The sequence below is a fragment of the Altericista sp. CCNU0014 genome, assembly GCF_044923475.1.
Classification (GTDB): Bacteria; Cyanobacteriota; Cyanobacteriia; order Thermosynechococcales; family Thermosynechococcaceae; genus JAAURS01.
The window spans coordinates 3927049-3942734 of the sequence record NZ_CP137338.1; the positions used below are offsets into that span (position 1 = coordinate 3927049).

At 54.8% G+C, this 15686-nt stretch carries 15 protein-coding genes; 7 read left to right on the forward strand and 8 right to left on the reverse strand.

All coding sequences use genetic code 11. The annotated features are described in order from the left end of the window. Positions 1–8: 8 nt before the first annotated feature. Positions 9–422 carry a hypothetical protein gene (locus R6H26_RS18805; protein WP_404784576.1) on the forward strand — a complete coding sequence of 138 codons (414 nt, stop codon included), beginning with the start codon at positions 9–11 and terminating at the stop codon, positions 420–422. A 13-nt stretch (positions 423–435) separates the two neighbouring features. Then, on the forward strand, positions 436–726 hold the full coding sequence (locus R6H26_RS18810; RefSeq protein WP_404784578.1) for a UPF0175 family protein: 291 nt from the start codon (positions 436–438) through the stop codon (positions 724–726). Here the strand turns inward: R6H26_RS18810 and R6H26_RS18815 are convergent. Both R6H26_RS18815 and R6H26_RS18820 read right to left on the reverse strand, forming a co-directional pair. Beyond that, positions 688–1953 (reverse strand): dihydroorotase, encoded by a 1266-nt coding sequence (locus tag R6H26_RS18815; protein ID WP_404784579.1) that lies wholly within the window; start codon positions 1951–1953, stop codon positions 688–690. The two genes, R6H26_RS18810 and R6H26_RS18815, sit on opposite strands and share 39 nt — an antisense overlap. 25 nt (positions 1954–1978) lie before the next feature. Beyond that, the gene (locus R6H26_RS18820) at positions 1979–3337 is read right to left on the reverse strand and encodes a histidine phosphatase family protein (protein ID WP_404791372.1); all 1359 of its coding nucleotides are present in this window, start codon (positions 3335–3337) and stop codon (positions 1979–1981) included. A gap of 139 nt (positions 3338–3476) precedes the next feature. Here R6H26_RS18820 and R6H26_RS18825 point away from each other — a divergent pair, with 139 nt between their 5' ends. Then, positions 3477–5171, forward strand: a complete 1695-nt coding sequence (locus R6H26_RS18825; RefSeq protein ID WP_404784581.1) for a lysostaphin resistance A-like protein — start codon at positions 3477–3479, stop codon at positions 5169–5171. Between the two features lie 258 nt (positions 5172–5429). Here the strand turns inward: R6H26_RS18825 and priA are convergent, their stop codons facing one another. Then, a complete protein-coding gene (priA, locus tag R6H26_RS18830) occupies positions 5430–7967 on the reverse strand; it encodes a primosomal protein N' (RefSeq protein WP_404784583.1) in 2538 nt (845 codons plus the stop codon). Positions 7968–7994: 27 nt separating this feature from the next. Next, the gene (folB, locus tag R6H26_RS18835; RefSeq protein ID WP_404784584.1) at positions 7995–8360 is read right to left on the reverse strand and encodes a dihydroneopterin aldolase; all 366 of its coding nucleotides are present in this window, start codon (positions 8358–8360) and stop codon (positions 7995–7997) included. 208 nt (positions 8361–8568) lie between these two features. Here folB and R6H26_RS18840 point away from each other — a divergent pair, with 208 nt between their 5' ends. Beyond that, complete coding sequence (locus R6H26_RS18840; protein WP_404784585.1) at positions 8569–9342, forward strand: metallophosphoesterase family protein; 774 nt, start codon at positions 8569–8571, stop codon at positions 9340–9342. Between the two features lie 84 nt (positions 9343–9426). Here the strand turns inward: R6H26_RS18840 and R6H26_RS18845 are convergent, their stop codons facing one another. After that, positions 9427–10434 (reverse strand): phosphoribulokinase, encoded by a 1008-nt coding sequence (locus R6H26_RS18845; RefSeq protein ID WP_404784587.1) that lies wholly within the window; start codon positions 10432–10434, stop codon positions 9427–9429. Positions 10435–10706: 272 nt separating this feature from the next. Further along, a complete protein-coding gene (locus R6H26_RS18850) occupies positions 10707–11021 on the reverse strand; it encodes a DUF3082 domain-containing protein (RefSeq protein WP_404784589.1) in 315 nt (104 codons plus the stop codon). A gap of 240 nt (positions 11022–11261) precedes the next feature. Between R6H26_RS18850 and sds the strand changes: the two genes are divergently transcribed. Together sds and lepB are read left to right on the forward strand one after the other, a co-directional pair. Further along, positions 11262–12233: a solanesyl diphosphate synthase gene (gene sds, locus R6H26_RS18855; RefSeq protein WP_404784590.1), complete on the forward strand. Its 972-nt coding sequence runs from the start codon at positions 11262–11264 to the stop codon at positions 12231–12233. Between the two features lie 16 nt (positions 12234–12249). After that, on the forward strand, positions 12250–12870 hold the full coding sequence (gene lepB, locus R6H26_RS18860) for a signal peptidase I (protein ID WP_404784592.1): 621 nt from the start codon (positions 12250–12252) through the stop codon (positions 12868–12870). Positions 12871–12880: 10 nt separating this feature from the next. Here lepB and R6H26_RS18865 read toward each other — a convergent pair whose 3' ends face one another. Next, positions 12881–13834 carry a hypothetical protein gene (locus R6H26_RS18865; RefSeq protein ID WP_404784594.1) on the reverse strand — a complete coding sequence of 318 codons (954 nt, stop codon included), beginning with the start codon at positions 13832–13834 and terminating at the stop codon, positions 12881–12883. A gap of 134 nt (positions 13835–13968) precedes the next feature. On the opposite strand from R6H26_RS18865, the gene bchI reads away from it, so the two are divergent. Beyond that, positions 13969–15093, forward strand: coding sequence for a magnesium chelatase ATPase subunit I (gene bchI, locus R6H26_RS18870; RefSeq protein ID WP_404784596.1), 1125 nt, complete (start codon positions 13969–13971; stop codon positions 15091–15093). A 20-nt stretch (positions 15094–15113) separates the two neighbouring features. Here bchI and R6H26_RS18875 read toward each other — a convergent pair whose 3' ends face one another. Further along, entirely contained in the window at positions 15114–15638 is a 525-nt protein-coding gene (locus tag R6H26_RS18875; protein WP_404784598.1) for a response regulator, read from the reverse strand. Between the last annotated feature and the right edge of the window lie 48 nt (positions 15639–15686).

Sequence of the window (15686 nt, forward strand, 5' to 3'; positions counted from 1 at the left end):
TAAAACCAATGCCAGACAGCTCAAAATACAACTTCCCCAAAGCCGAAAAAGTCCAAGTCTTCGAGCATGTCAAAACCTATATCGAACACAATCACGTCGCTGATGAACCCCTCAAGCAACAAATCAAAGACCTGAGCACCCTCATCAACACCCTTCAAACCACCCATCGCCCCACCACCGAAACTGAAGCCCTGACCATCATCAATGCCGAATTTTGCGAAATTCAAACCACCCAGCCCACCCGTTGGCAAACTCTCCAACATCAGCTACACCTGCTCAAACGCCAGCTCCTGAATCCAGAACGTCACTTCAGCGCAGGCAAAGCCGCCCTCAACGAAGTTGCGAAACATTATTTAGAAGACAGCGTGGTCGCCAAAGCCATCTTGACCTATCTCGAAACCATGAGTGAAGATCCTAGCTAAGGAGAATGAACCCATGCAAATCGTTATCGAACTTCCAGACGATATCGGCGATCGCCTCCAACTAAACCCCACCAACCTCTCTCACCGCATTCTGGAACTCATCGCAGCAGACCAATATCGTCAAGGTCGTATTGGCGCAGCAGAAGTGCGGCGAATGCTTAACCTGTCATCCCGTTGGGAAACCTATGAATTTCTAAAGCGCGAAAAAGCCGACTTGCCTTATACCGTAGAAGATCTAGATCGAGATGTTCGTTCAATAATGAGTTTAGCGAGGCTGCCAGGTTTTGATCGCTCTGCCCATTAGCGCCGCATCTTGATAGGGCGTATTAAAAGAACGCGACTTCAACACGCTGGACTTTGCCGACCAACCTTGGCACGGATCGAAAAGTGTCAACTCTGCCTTCTGCCCTTCAGTCAAAGGAGTAGACGCAATCCCTAAAATCTGAAGCGGTGCAGTACTGAGTTTCTGCCACAAATCTAAAGCACTCCAGCGCCCAGACTCGACAAACGTCTGCCACAGCAGCGGCAGCGCAAACTCCAGCCCGATCGCCCCCGGCGGTGCCTCCGCAAAAGGGACCGTTTTTTCTTCGTAGGTGTGGGGCGTGTGGTCAACGGCGATCGCATCTAAAACCCCAGTTTCCACCCCCCGAATCAGCGCAGCCTTGTCTTCAGGATTGCCAAGGGGTGGATCGAGCCGTAGATTGACATTATAGGAGCGTAAATCTTCACTGTCCCAAAGCAAATGCAGCCACGTCACGCTGGCCGCGATCGGTACACCGCGTGCTTTAGCTGCCTCAATTAGCGCCACGCTGCGCGCTGTAGAGACGCGCATAATGTGAACGGGGGTTTGAAGCGCCTCTACCATTTCAAGCAGCGCTGCCAGCGCTGAAGTTTCTGAAATCACTGGGTTTTCGAGGAGTCCGGTCTGGAGGGCTTGGACGCCTTCGCGGATGACACCCTTAGTGGCAAGACTGCGATCGCAAGGCCACAAAGCAATGGGCGTTTGGACCGGGTGCAGGTACTCCAAAATCCGCCGCACCAGCATTGCGGAATTGAGGGGCTGACCGTCGCTAAAACCGCAGATCCCAGCTGTAGCCAGTTCGGCGAGTTCTACCAGCGTCGTGCCTTCTAGATTTTGGGTTAACGCGCCCCATAGGTGAAAGGCGACGGGCAGATCGGCAGGGCAATGGGCCAGCATCCAGTCCACCTGTTCCGGGCGATCGATTGCCGGATGGGTAGAGGGCAGCAGCGCCACGCGGGTAAACCCGCCCGCCACAGCCGCTTCCGCCATAGAATGGAGGGTTTCTCGAGCTTCAAAGCCCGGTTCGCCAACAGTGCTGTAGAGATCGACCAACCCCGGCCCGAGCACCAGTCCGGTACAGTCCCGCACCTGGGTATGCTCGGGCCATTCCTGAATCTGAGGAGCGATGCGGCGAACGGTCCCGTCAGCCCCGATGAGCGCATCAGCCACCCGATCGGTTTGCGCGAGCGGGTCGAGGAGCCGAACTTGTCGAAGCAGTTCGTCGGTCATGATGCCTGTCGCCCTCCGCTCACGACTAGAGCGCGCCCGCTGCGGTGCGGTCTAGGACGCCGCCCAGATGGGTGGTGATGTTCATGGCTTGTAAAATGGGCGGCCCTTCGGCGGGATAGTCGATGACGCTGACCGCGCCGTTCCCTTGCTTGAAGCTCCAAAACTTTTCGGCTCCCGCCCCCACCACATGGCTCAGGATGACCTTATTGATGGCATCGTGGGCCACAACCAACCCCACTCGAGTCGTGCCGTTAAAGTCAGACCGAGCCGATTCGACGAGATCGTTCCAAGCGGTGATCGCCCGATCCCACACCTGCTGAAGATTTTCGCCCTCCGGCATTTGTACCACCTCCGGCTGAGTGCGCCATTGCTCTAGTTCCCGAGCGTATTCCCGAGCAATTTCCGACTCCAGCTTGCCTTCCCAAGTCCCGTGACCGATCTCGCAGAAGTCGCTCTGCAAGGCCAGCGTCACGGCGGGGTGGTGCTGCAAAATCGCCTCGGCGGTTTCTTTGGGGCGCAGCATAGGGCTAGATACCGCAAAGTCAATGGGTTCCGACCTTAAAAACTCGGCAGCCTGCTGCGCCTGCTGGTGGCCCGTGGGGTTGAGCGGCACATCGATCTGGCCCTGAAATCGGCCCTGACGGTTCCAGTCCGTTTCGCCGTGGCGCACCAGCAGCAGCCGCAGCGCGTTTTGAGCTTTACGAACCTTGGGGACGGGTAGGCCCAAGTGGCTGGTGACATTCAGCGACTCCAACTGAGCGCTGCCCAAGCTGCCATCGGGGAAATTCAGGATACTGATATTGCAGTTGGCCTGCTGAATCGATTGATACTGGGTTGGCGGCAGGCCCAGGGCGGTACAGATCAGCGTCCGGTTAATGCCGCTGTGCCCTACGAGCAAAACAGTTTGGTCTGCGTGGTTGGGCAGCAGTTCTTGCCAAAGTTGTCGGGCCTGCTCGAAGAGGGCGGGAATGGGATAAAACGGTTGCGTTTGTCCGTCTGCAGCAGGCACGTCCATCTTGAGCAGATGGGGCGCGGTTTGCCACTGCTGATAGGCCGCCGGATCGGTTGCCTTAATGTCGTCAAATAAGACCCCTTCCCAAAGCGGCAGGCTGATTTCGATCAACAGAGGATTGACGACGAGGGCAGGAATTTTGCTACCGTTTTGAGTCAGCATCTCTAGAATCGTTTGAGCCGTCTCTCGAGCGCGGGTGAGAGGACTGTGATAGAACGCGTCGATCGGAAGACCCTGGAGGGTTTGACCCACAAGCCGAGCGTCGGCAAAGCCCTTTTCGGTCAAATTTGAAACGTTGAGATGCCCTTGAACGCGACCTTCAACATTAAAACTGCTCTCGCCGTGACGCACTAAAATAACACGAGTAGCCAGGGTTCTATCCTCCGCTAAAGCCAGATGCATTTTACCCCGTCCCGCTTGTTTTACTCCATCGCACTGTCAGGGATGATGGTGATAGCAGTTGGAAACGCTTTCCCAAACCACATTCAGCTAGAAAGGATCCTTCAGGGGCATGAAAGTTTATCGACCGATTTTAGTCGCGCTCGCGATCCTAGTGGGTTTGCTCGCGAGCAATCAACTGATTAGCAGTTGGACTAAGCCGCAGGTGCAGAGTCAGCTCAATCTGTACCAGTCCGATTTAGTCCTCAGTGCGTCAGAGTGGAAAGTACTGGATCGGGAGGTTCGGGGAGAGACGTCTTTACAAAAATCTTTCCTGGGCGAAAATCCGATCGAGGATGCCATCAAAAGCTACAAAACGGTTCGGGTCTCGGCGCAGAAAGAGGTCGGCCAGCTCGATCCGGGCGCGACTAAGCCATCAAAACCGACTGCGCGAAGTACGCCGGACGCGAACGAACTCCCTAAAACCAACGTAGAGATGGAATCTGGCGCGCCCATCGCGCGATCGCCCCAAAATACCCAAGGTCAACTCGTCGACGCGCTGGATCTGCGATTGGGGCTGCTCTACAGCAAGGCCGGAGAATCGGACAAAGCGCTTCAAACTTGGACTGAATTAGCTGCCCGCCCGAAGGCGCAAGCCAGCACCCAGAAGATCGTACCGACAGCTCAAGTCTTACTGGGCCTTTGGAGCGATCCGCCGCGCCTGTTGCCCAATGCCGAAGCAATCTTAAACAAAAATCTCAACGGCTGGTTCCGGGTTCAGGCTTTATCTAAGCTCTATAGCCTCCAACAGCGCCCCGATGCCGCGCTAGAACTGGAAACGGCAGCGCAAAACACCGCCCGCAGCGCGTTTTTTCGGCTGTTAGTGGTGGGAGCCATGCCCGTACTGGGCAGTATCGTCGGCGCGGCGATTTTACTCATTTGGGGAATTCGTACCGTTTTCAAGCGAGAGAAACCTGTCGAGTTCGACTCTCCGAGTACTTCCGCTGCCAAGGTCGCACCGCTGGCTGAAGCAAGCTCGACCGAGACGGCGATCGCCGCGCGCTCAGAGCCTATCTTAGATAGCGGGACTGGTGCCGTAAAAACGCTGCCAGGGTCTGTCTCGTGGCCGACCGAAACCATCTGGCAGGTCATGGTGCTGTGGTTCTCAGCCTTTTTCGGCGTGAGTTATATCCTCGTGCCCACCGCAGTCGCAGTGTTAGGGCTAAAACCGGAAACCTTCGACGGTCGCCTTCAGGCCTATTTCTCTCTGTTTACTTACGGATGCTTGATGGGGGTGGGGTTCGGCATTTTGCAGCTTTCGCTCCAGCCTTACATTCCTAATGTCCTGCGGTGGCTGCGGCTGAAGTGGGAAGGAAATTGGCTTGCTTGGGGGGTAGGGGGTTATTTTGCAGCGTTACCGCTGGTGCTAATTGTGTCCTTACTCAATCAAAAACTGTTGAAGGAACAGGGAGGCGGCAATCCGATTCTAGAAATCATTTTGCAGGGTCGCGATAAATTCACCATCGCGCTGCTATGGTTCTTGGTGGCGGTGTGCGCCCCGCTGCTTGAAGAAACCCTCTTTCGTGGATTTTTCTTGACATCGCTGGCGCGATACATGCCAGTCTGGCAGGCGATCGCCCTCAGCGGCGTTGTCTTTGCCTTAGCTCACTTCACCTTGGGCGACGTACTGCCGCTGTCGCTCTTAGGCGTGGTGTTGGGCGTAGTGTATTGGCGATCGCGCAATCTACTGGCTTCCATGCTGCTCCACAGCCTGTGGAATAGCGGTTCGTTTATCGGCCTTTTGGTCTTGGGCAGCGGCGGTAACTGAGACCGCGTTAAGACCGCGCTAAGACCGCGCTAAAAAAATCTCAAAATATTGCAATGCGCTTAAGAATGTTTTAATGTGTGTAAAGAGAAGTTTACAAGCGTAGCCTTACCTATGTGGGAAACCGTTGTTACTCAGCTCCTTAGCTTTTGGTTAGTGGCCTGTGCCTTTGGTTGTTACTTCACCCTGGAAGACCAAAGAAACTCTTAGTCTATTGGCACGATGGCGCTCGAGTGGCGCTTTACTACGTTTGTCGGTTTGTTACAGCAAACTCAAAGGATCTACATCTATGGTCAGGCGAGTGTGGCGATTGCAGCAGTCGTGCATCTCCTGAATCGGTAGCTTCCATTGATGGAGATTCCCCTCAAGATTGGGCGGCAGCTTTAGCAGTAACTGCCAGCGAAACCGACCCGCAACCCGCAAGATATTAGCAGGGGCTGGTCCTAGCACTTCTACAGTTGCAGAATCGCGATTGATGGCAGCCTTCAATACTGCAGCAATGCGATCGGCAGCTTTTTCAACCGTTTCCATTTCTGGGCCGCTTATTCTGAGCGAAATCAATTGTCCGTAAGGCGGGTAGTTGAGTTCTGCCCGCAGCCTTAACTCGGCATCCATGCAGGCTTGAAATTCATAGCGCTGCACCGCTCCGATCGCTGGCGTTTCCGGGCAGTAGGTTTGCAGGATGACCTGTCCCGGCGTTTCGCCCCGTCCGGCGCGGCCCGCAACCTGAAGCAAGGTCTGCACGGCTCGTTCGCTGGCGCGGAAGTCCGGTAGATTGAGGAGTCCGTCGGCGGCAAGTACGGCCACGAGCTGGACTTGGGGCAAATCGATGCCTTTGGTCAGCATTTGGGTCCCGACCAGCAGGTCGGCTTCCCCTTCCGCAAACTGCTGGAGTAAATCGCGATGGGCACCTTTGCGACGGGTTGTATCGCTGTCAAACCGCAGCAGGCGCAGTTCGGGAAATTCTCGGTTCAGGGTTTCGATGACGCGCTGGGTACCCGTACCAAAAAATCGAAAATAGGGGGACGTGCAGGCAGGACAATCTTTCGGTTGCTGCTGGATGAAGTTGCAGTAGTGGCAGCGCAGAAACGGATTGCGCTGGGGCGACTCGTGGTGATAGGTCAGCGAGACGCTGCAATTAGGGCAGTCCATCACGTAGCCGCAGCTGCGGCAGGAGACAAAGGTGCTGTGGCCCCGACGCTGGACGAACAAAATCCCCTGCTGCTGCTGCGCCTTCATCTCGCGAAGCGCTTTTTGCAGGGTTTGGCCGAACATGGAGCGATTGCCGTTTTGCAACTCTTGGCGCATGTCCACTACGGTAATGGGCGGTAAAGGACGGGACTGCACGCGTTGGGGAAGGGAAAGGTAGTAGCGCTGTCGAACATCCTGCATCGCCGCCCTCCCCCCTCCCTTGACAAGGGGGGAATCTAGAGATGTAATGCCCTTACCTTGCCCAGAGGTGGGTGGGGTGGGGTAGTGCAACGTGTAGGTCTCTAAAGACGGCGTGGCAGATCCCAAGATCAGCGGGCAGTCGGAGAGCTGCGATCGCCATCCCGCCACCGTGCGCGCGTGATAGCAGGGCGCGGGTTGTTCTTGCTTATAGCCTGAGTCGTGCTCTTCATCTAGAACGATCGCGCCCAGGTTAGGTAATGGCGCAAAGACGGCAGAGCGGGTGCCAATGACGACCTGAGGTTCTTTGTTGAGCAAATAACGCCAAGTATCGTAGCGTTCGCCGTCGGAGAGGGCACTGTGGTAGACCCGCACCCGCGAACCAAATCTGGCTCGGAAGCGATCGGTGAGCTGAGGGGTCAGCCCAATTTCCGGCACCAATACTAAGGCCGACTTGCCCTGCTTGAGGATAGGGGCGATCGCCTGTAAATACACCTCCGTCTTCCCCGACCCGGTTACGCCGTGGAGCAATACCGTCGCGCAGCCCGACAGGCCGCGAATGGCAGCCAATGCCGCTTGTTGGTCTGCGGTGAGGGTAAGGGGCCGATCCCTAGATACGGCGCGTTCTTCAAGGCGCAGGCGCTCTTCGAGCGTAATCGCAACGCACCCGGCCTGGGCGATTTTTTGCAGGGTAGGGGCTGTCGTTTTACCGTACTTGAGCAAGTCCTGAAGCCACAGTTCGCCGCCGTTATGGGCGAGAACGGCCAAAATTTCTCGCTGGCGCGGGGTCAAATCCTCCCCGTCTTGGTTCAATAGCGTTACTTTTTGCTGGCGTTTGGGCTGGGTAGAATGTGCGGGCGGCTGGAGTGTCATCTCCACCCACCCCAATTGCTTTAGCTCTCTCAGCCCTTTTGCCGCGCCCTCGACCCGCTGCTGGATGTAGCTCCAAGCATAGTCGCGGGTTGCAGAACCTTGAAGGCTCTGCACGATCTGCCGGGCGGGGACGCTCAGGGTCTTCAGATCTAGCATTTCAGAACGCAGCAGGCGCACCCGTCGCTGCGATCGCTGCAACAAACCCGGTGGCAGCGCCACCCGAATGGCGGTCATGAGCGGCGTATAGTAGTAGTCCGCTACCCGCTCCAGCAAGGCCCAATAGCCCGGCGGAAACAGACTATCGCTGACGGCTTCGGCAACTTCGCGGATCTGCTCTGGCGCTAAGTCTGGGGGTGGGGTGGCGGTGAGGCGAACGGCGATCGCCCCCACCTGCCGCGCTCCAAAATCTACGCTCAAAATATCCCCTGGCGCAATGGCAACCCCGGCAGGAACCCGATAGGTCAATAGCCCGGTATGGCCGGGGCAGTCTACCAAAACCTCGACGTAGGACGGCATCAACTCGCTTTCTGGCTCCATCCTCGATCCATTGGGGCACTCCGCATTTTAACAATCTCCCTTCGATCGTAAGATCTCGACCTGAATCTGACCCGAAAAATCGGGAATCGGGGGCTTTTTGACCAGACAAACCTTGACCTGCTCCACCATCGGATACTCCAAGACCGCATCTGCAATGACGGTCGCCAAGCGCTCGACTAAGTTAAAGCGCGATCGCCGAATAATGTCCTGCACCTGCGCGATCAAGGGACCGTAGTGGAGCGTGTCTGCCAGCACATCGCTCTGACCTGCCGCCCTCAAATCCAAATAAATTTGCAAACTGACCTCATACCATTGCCCAAGCGTTTGCTCCTCCGGCAGCGCGCCCGTATAGCCGTAACCGCTAATTCCCCGTAAATGAAGACAGTCCGCCATATCATCGCTCCTGATGTGCAGAATACTGCTATCCCAAACCGCTCTCCGCCAAAAATGACCGCAGACTTATCCTAAAACGCTCGCAATCTAGGCGTGCTTGCCTGAAAAATGGGGCATACTGAGAGCATTAAACCTCTTTCGCTTCAAGTGCTGAAAGGATCCCCATACCGCCTTCTCAATTATCCGGGAATGCACTTGCCCCACCTGAATGCTAAATGATTCTTCCAGACGCATTGTAATTGGCGACGTGCACGGTCACTATAAAGGACTTCAGCACCTTTTTTCGTTACTCGCCCTTGGCGACCGAGACGCTGTTTATTTTCTCGGCGATCTCATCGATCGCGGGCCGGAAAGTTCTCAGGTTGTAGCGTTTGTCAGATCCCATCAGTATCCTTGCCTGATGGGCAACCACGAACAAATGGCAGGCTTTGCCTTTGCCGAAGATACGGTCGGTTTTGCCATGGATGCATGGTTGGCTGCGGGAGGCCGGAGTACTTTAGAAAGCTATCAAGACTTAGAGACCCAGCTCGAAGCAGACTTAAACTGGTTTTCAACCCTACCCAGCCATTTCGACCTCGGAGATTATTGGCTCGTGCATGCGGGGGTTCACCCGCGGATACCGATCGAGCAGCAATCTTCTCAAGAGTTTTGCTGGATCCGCCAAGAATTTCACCAAAGTCAAACCCCGTTCTTCGAAGATAAAACGATCGTGACGGGGCACACCATTACGTTTACCTTTCCTGGGGTCGAGCCAGGTCAAATTGCCAAGGGTGCGGGCTGGTTAGACATCGATACAGGCGCGTACCACCCCAGAAGCGGCTGGATGACCGCCTTAGATCTCACCCAGCAGCAGGTCTATCAAGTCAATGTTTTGAGCGGGGCTGAACGGGTCAGATCGCTGGCAGAAGCGACTACCCCCATCCAACCTTCGCTCAAACGAGAGGGTCTGTTTTCCAGAAGACTGATTTCGCGCAGCGCCTAGGGCAGTTTTGCGAAAAAGATCCGACTTAAAAGCGGCACCGAGGAGCTTCGGTGCCGCTTTTAAGTCGGATCTTATGGAAGTTTTCTAGACCGTCGCTTTAACGGGAGTATTCTTGGCCATAAGGGTTCGGTAGGTCGCCCGCATTTTCAGGCCCGCTAACACTTGAAACAAACCCGACCCATTGTTAGAGCCTGGGGCATCTCGGTGCTTGAGCAGCAGTTCGGTCATCTCGCCCGTGTAATCTGCCGAAGTGTTGCTCAGGTGGCTTTCGACGTAAATCATTTCATCGAGACGCTCGAACTGCCCGTCAACCTCTAGCACGGAAACGCTGTTGCCGTAGTATTCGTCAGGACCATAGAACATCTTAATGCCGGGATACGAGCAGGTGAGTTTGCGACCGCAAGGCACCCAGTTGATGGTAGAACCTTCGTCGAACAAATAGACCGGAGCGAAGTCGGGCACGCCCTCTTTCTGAATCAGGCGAACCCTTAACAGGCTACCGGGCTTTTCTTCTTTGGGTACGAGCTGGGTGGGCAGAATTTGAATGACGACATCGGCGTGCTTCTTTTGGGGGTCGATGTAAGCTTCAAAGTCTGGCTTGCGGGCGTTAATGGCGGCAAGGACATCGTCATAGGTGTGACCCCGCTCGGCCATATCCCGCTGAATCTTCCAGTTGATTTTAACTTCGTCGCTAATGTCGAGGTAAACGCTGAAGTCGAGCAACGATCGCACGCGCTCGTCGTAAAGGGGGTGCAGCCCCTCAATCACCACCACGCGGTTCGGCTCGACAGACTCCGGTGGATCGATCAATCCGGTTTCGTGGTTGTAGATGGGCTTATCGATGGTCTGCCCCTCTTTCAAAGCCTTGATTTGCGCGTACATCAAATCGAAGTTGTTGGCGCGGGGGTCTAGCGCCGTGATGCCGGTTTCTTTGCGCTGATAGCGATCCAGACTGTGGTAATCGTCCAGGCAGATCACGGTCATAAAGTCTTCCCCAAACAGATCTGCCAATCGGCGCAGGAACGTGGATTTACCGCATCCAGAATCTCCGGCAACGCCGATCAGTACCACGCGGTCTGGCTTACTGCTCATAACTAGGGTTTCCTCTTAATCATTCTCTCAACAGCACGGGTTTTTGGAGGTACAAGCAAAAATGAGAAAGCTTTACCCATCTTTGGATCGCATCACCCCTTATTGATATTACAAGGCGTTTGACCACTCTGGATACCCATCTTAAGGAATCCGGCAGAGGTTTATCGCTCGAACTCTTTTTCTTTGCCAAACCGAATCCTTTGCAGCGATCCCCTCGAACGATGGTTGCTCAACCAGAGATACCACTTCTCTACGACAAATCTTTAAACGATTTAGGTTTTGGAGTGGGGGGGTGATGCGGGCTGTATCGCTAACTTCAGGGCTAACGCCACGAGGCCGATCGCCACGAGACCAAAAATTCCAGTGCCCATGGTCATGCTGCCGATGACTAAGGTGCGGACGGCAGCGGAGATACCCAGCACGATGGTGTTGTGAGAGCTGGTGGGGTGGGCCGCAAAGGACTGCACCACAGAGGTCGTGAGGCGGTAGAGCAGCACGGCCATCACGCTGGCGATCGCCGCGCCTGAAAGCGATCGCAATGGCGTAAGGGGCTTCGGATCGCTCTCGGGGGGAGAAGAATGCGTCATAAAGAATAATACGAGGGGAATGACTTGAGGGCCAAAGATAAGACGGTCGCGCAATTTGCCCTGCTTTACCATACCAATCAGAGCGGGCGATCGCGAAGGGAACTCCAGGCGGCGTTGTTAGAATGGAGCGGCAATTCTGAGAGCGCCTACCTTAATTCTGAAAGGTTCGCTTAAAATGTGAGAGGAATATGTAAAATTTTGTAATCTTTCGTTTGAATATCCCTCCAGATAGCAAACTCCATGACCTCAGTAACCTCCCTCTTTGCACCAGTTGAAGCCGACCTCGACCAACTGGTAGAGAATTTGAAGCAGCTTGTTGGGGCTCGGAATCCAATCTTATATGCCGCTGCCGAACATCTGTTTCAGGCTGGGGGGAAGCGCATGCGGCCCGCCATCGTATTTTTACTATCGCGAGCAATTTCGACCGATGGGGATATTTCGGCCCGCCATCGCCGTTTGGCAGAAATTACGGAGATGATCCACACCGCCAGTCTGTTCCACGACGATGTGGTGGACGAAGCAGACGTGCGCCGCGGGGTAGAAACGGTCAACTATCGGTTTGGCAACCGCATTGCGATTCAGGCGGGAGACTTTATGTTTGCCCAAGCGTCTTGGTACCTGGCAAATCTAGATAATTTGCAGGTCGTGAAGCTGCTGTCGGAGGTCATCAAGGATTTTGCTGAAGGCGAAATCCAGCAGGGCTTGAGCAGCTTCGATACAGAGGTATCTCTAGAAAGCTACCTGGAAAAGTCTTACTACAAGACTGCATCGCTGATTGCCAATAGCGCAAAGGCCGCTGGGGTCTTGAGCGATGTCTCCGCCGATTTGCAAGAAGATCTCTATCAGTTTGGTCGCGGGGTGGGGCTGGCGTTTCAAGTAGTAGACGACATCTTAGACTTTACGGGTACCACGGATGCCCTCGGCAAGCCCGCTGGCTCCGATCTCAAAAGCGGCAACTTGACGGCTCCGGTGCTATTTGCGATGGAAGAAAAACCGTATCTTCAGGTGTTGATCGAGCGCGAACTCACGGAGCCGGGAGATCTAGAAGAGGCGATCGCCCTTATTCACAACAGCCAGGGCATTGCCAGATCGCGGGCGTTAGCGGAGTCCTTTTCGGCTCAGGCACTCCAGCATTTAGAAAAACTGCCCGCTTCGCCGTCCAAGCACGCGCTGGAAGAGTTGACGGACTATATCATTAAGCGGATGTACTAGTAGGGCGTCCACAGGCATGACAAAGGAAACGATTGAGGCGTCTGTCCCCTCTGGCTCGAAGTGGGGAAGGTTTTGGCGATCGCAGAAGGACAATATCCTGACCGTTTTGGTGGCGATCGGCTTGGCGGTTTTGATTCGAAGCTTTGTGGCGGAATCGCGCTACATTCCGTCGCCGTCGATGGTGCCCACGCTGTATCCCGGCGATCGCATTGCGGTGGAAAAGCTATCCTATCGATTCCGAGACCCACAGCCCGGCGAGGTGGTGGTGTTTTACCCGCCCAGCCAGCTCCAGATGGCGGGCTATCCTGCGGATCAGGCGTTTATCAAGCGGGCGATCGCGGTGGCGGGGCAGACCGTGCAGGTGCATGAGGGCCGCGTTTACGTCGATCGAGTTCCCCTCACCGAACCCTACATTGCCGAACCGCCGTCCTACGAAATGCCTGCCGTGCGGGTGCCTGTGGGAATGCTGTTTGTGATGGGCGATAACCGCAACAACAGTAACGATTCCCACGTTTGGGGCTTTTTGCCGAAAGAGAATGTGATCGGACGCGCTAACCTTCGCTTTTGGCCGCCGGGAGAGATTGGCTTCATTGCAGATCCTGCATCGCCCAAAATTGCAACGAAACAGCCGCTTTGAGGTAAAACGCTTATTGCGACTTTAGCGTTAGCTTCATTTTGGTGTTCGTTGTCATATACATCATCTTGGGGGAGTTAGGAGAAACCATTTCAGAGCGAAGCTGAGCGGTCATATTTGAATCGATCGGTATTAAACGATCCAGCTTCACGACAGTTTGTCCCTGCCCGGTTCCCACGAGGGACTTCAGGTTCAAAATTTTACCGCTTGGGAGCCCAGTCGCATTCATCTGCTGAGGTGATGCCTTCTGATCGAGCGTGACGCGCAACGTCATTCCCCCTTCTTGAAAACTGAGCAGTTCGTAGGTTGCGACTTGTTTGAGGGTAATTCCATTAAACTTAGGCGCAGAAATAACGCGCCACTTTGCTCCCACGCCAAGCGCAGGTTCTGGCACGGGAGAAGACAACTGCTCCACCGAATTGGTAATCTGCTTGAGCATTTGTTTGTTCGCGCTATCGAGTTCGGTCGACAGTTCGAATTTTCCTGACTTGGTTTGTCCCCGGTTATCGGCTACAACCCTCCCGCGAATCCCCTTCAGCTTTTGAAGCTGAGTGCGAAGCTTGTTCAGTTGCTCGGAAGGCAGTTTAGAATCTTCAACCACATCGACGTTCGTGTATTGAAACTGATAGTGGATATCTCCGTTGGGGTCAATCCGATCCACGAGGGTTTCAAAGGTCATGACCGTACCGGGCAACTTGTATATCGGCACGGGCTGACCTGAAATGGCCAGTCCCATATCCATTCCCATCGTCATGGTGGCAGTCTGCTTGGTATTGAGCGCTGGCTTAAACCGCAGGACCTGTTGGGGCGCTCTCCCTACGGCCAGCAATTCTAAGTACGGGCGCGGTGGAGGTGCCTGCTTGGGGACGACTGGCTTTGACTCTGGGGTCGATGGCTGGGCCAAAGCTGCTACCACGCTTCCGCCGCATAAGAGCAGCGCGCTTCCAATTGACAAAACTTTTTTCATACGCTCAAAGTTAACGACTTAGGCTCAGCAATTTTCATTCTGAAGGATTTGGAGTTGATTACAGCATAAGTTGGACTGGGATGATATATGGCACAATGAAGTACGCCAGATCATCTAAAACTCAGGTATTTTTTGTGAGCGCAACTGTCAAAACTCCTCAGCGAGCGGTCTATCCCTTCACGGCGATCGTGGGCCAAGAAGAAATGAAGCTGGCCCTCATCCTTAATGTCATCGACCCCCGCATTGGTGGCGTGATGATCATGGGCGATCGCGGGACGGGTAAGTCCACGACCATTCGCGCGCTGGCCGACTTGTTGCCGGACATTGAAGTGGTGGCAGACGACCCCTTCAACAGCCATCCCAGCGACCCTGAAATGATGAGCGACGACGTTAAAGCCCTCGTCTCTGCGGGGAAAAAGCCTGCCCTTGCCAAAAAGAAAGTGCCCATGGTGGACCTTCCCCTAGGCGCAACAGAAGACCGCGTGTGCGGCACCATCGATATTGAAAAGGCGCTGTCTGAAGGGGTAAAGGCATTTGAGCCGGGACTTTTAGCAAAAGCCAATCGCGGCATCCTCTACGTCGATGAAGTCAACCTGCTCGACGACCACTTGGTCGACGTTCTGCTCGACTCCGCCGCATCGGGCTGGAACACCGTCGAGCGCGAAGGGATTTCGATTCGCCACCCCGCGCGGTTTGTGCTAGTGGGTTCCGGCAACCCAGAAGAAGGAGAACTGCGCCCCCAACTGCTGGATCGGTTTGGGATGCATGCCGAAATCCGAACCGTCAGAGACCCCCACCTACGCGTCCAGATCGTGGAAGAGCGCACCAGCTTCGACCGAAATCCTCAGATTTTTTTAGAAGACCACCAAGCCCAGCAGACGGCACTTCAAGAAAAAATTGTAGCGGCTCAGCACGCCCTCAATAACGTCAAACTCGATCGCGACCTGCGGGTTAACATCTCTCAAGTCTGTTCCGATCTCAATGTAGACGGACTGCGCGGCGATATCGTCACCAATCGAGCCGCAAAAGCCCTTGCTGCCTTTGAAGGGCGCGCTGAAGCCACCGCAGACGACATCAAGCGGGTGATTACCCTTTGCCTGCGCCATCGCCTCCGTAAAGATCCGCTAGAGTCCATCGACTCCGGCTACAAAGTCCAAAAAGCATTCAACCAGGTGTTTGGCCTCAGCGAGGACGACGAGGGCGATACCGCTCAAAACAATAGCGCGATCCCCTCTATGGCTGGAGCTGCAAGGGTTTGACCTGAGTCGTTCTTCCTCAGTCAATCCATATCGAAAAAACTCAGATCGATCTCGTCGTATTTAATGCGGCCATCGGTCATGGTTGGTGGTGGGGGAAATCCAGAATGGTCTTCAGTCGGCTGCGAGGTCGCTTCAGCTGGCTGACTCGTGGCTTTGGACAAACCTTCGCTTTCTAAAACAGCCTCAATGGTTTTGACCAAATCCTTGAGTCGAATTGGTTTGACCAGATAGTGGAGCGTCTCTCCAGCCTGCTGGGCGCGCTCGATCGTGGCGCGATCTGAAAATGCGGTGATGTAGATAACGGGCACCGATTGCTTTTGCTGGATTACTTTACTGGTTTCAATACCATCCAAAGCCCCTTTGAGCATGATATCCATCAGGATAATATCTGGCGGCCTTCGGAGCACTGCATTAATTGCTTCATGACCGGAGCTGACAATACCAGCGATCGTATAGCCTTTGCGTTGCAGATCCAGGGCCAAACTTTCAGCCACGATAAGTTCGTCTTCAACAATCAGAATTGAGGCTAGGTCTTGAGTCAGCATGGAACGTTAGAGGTAGGGACAGTAGAACACAAGCGAAACAGGCAGACA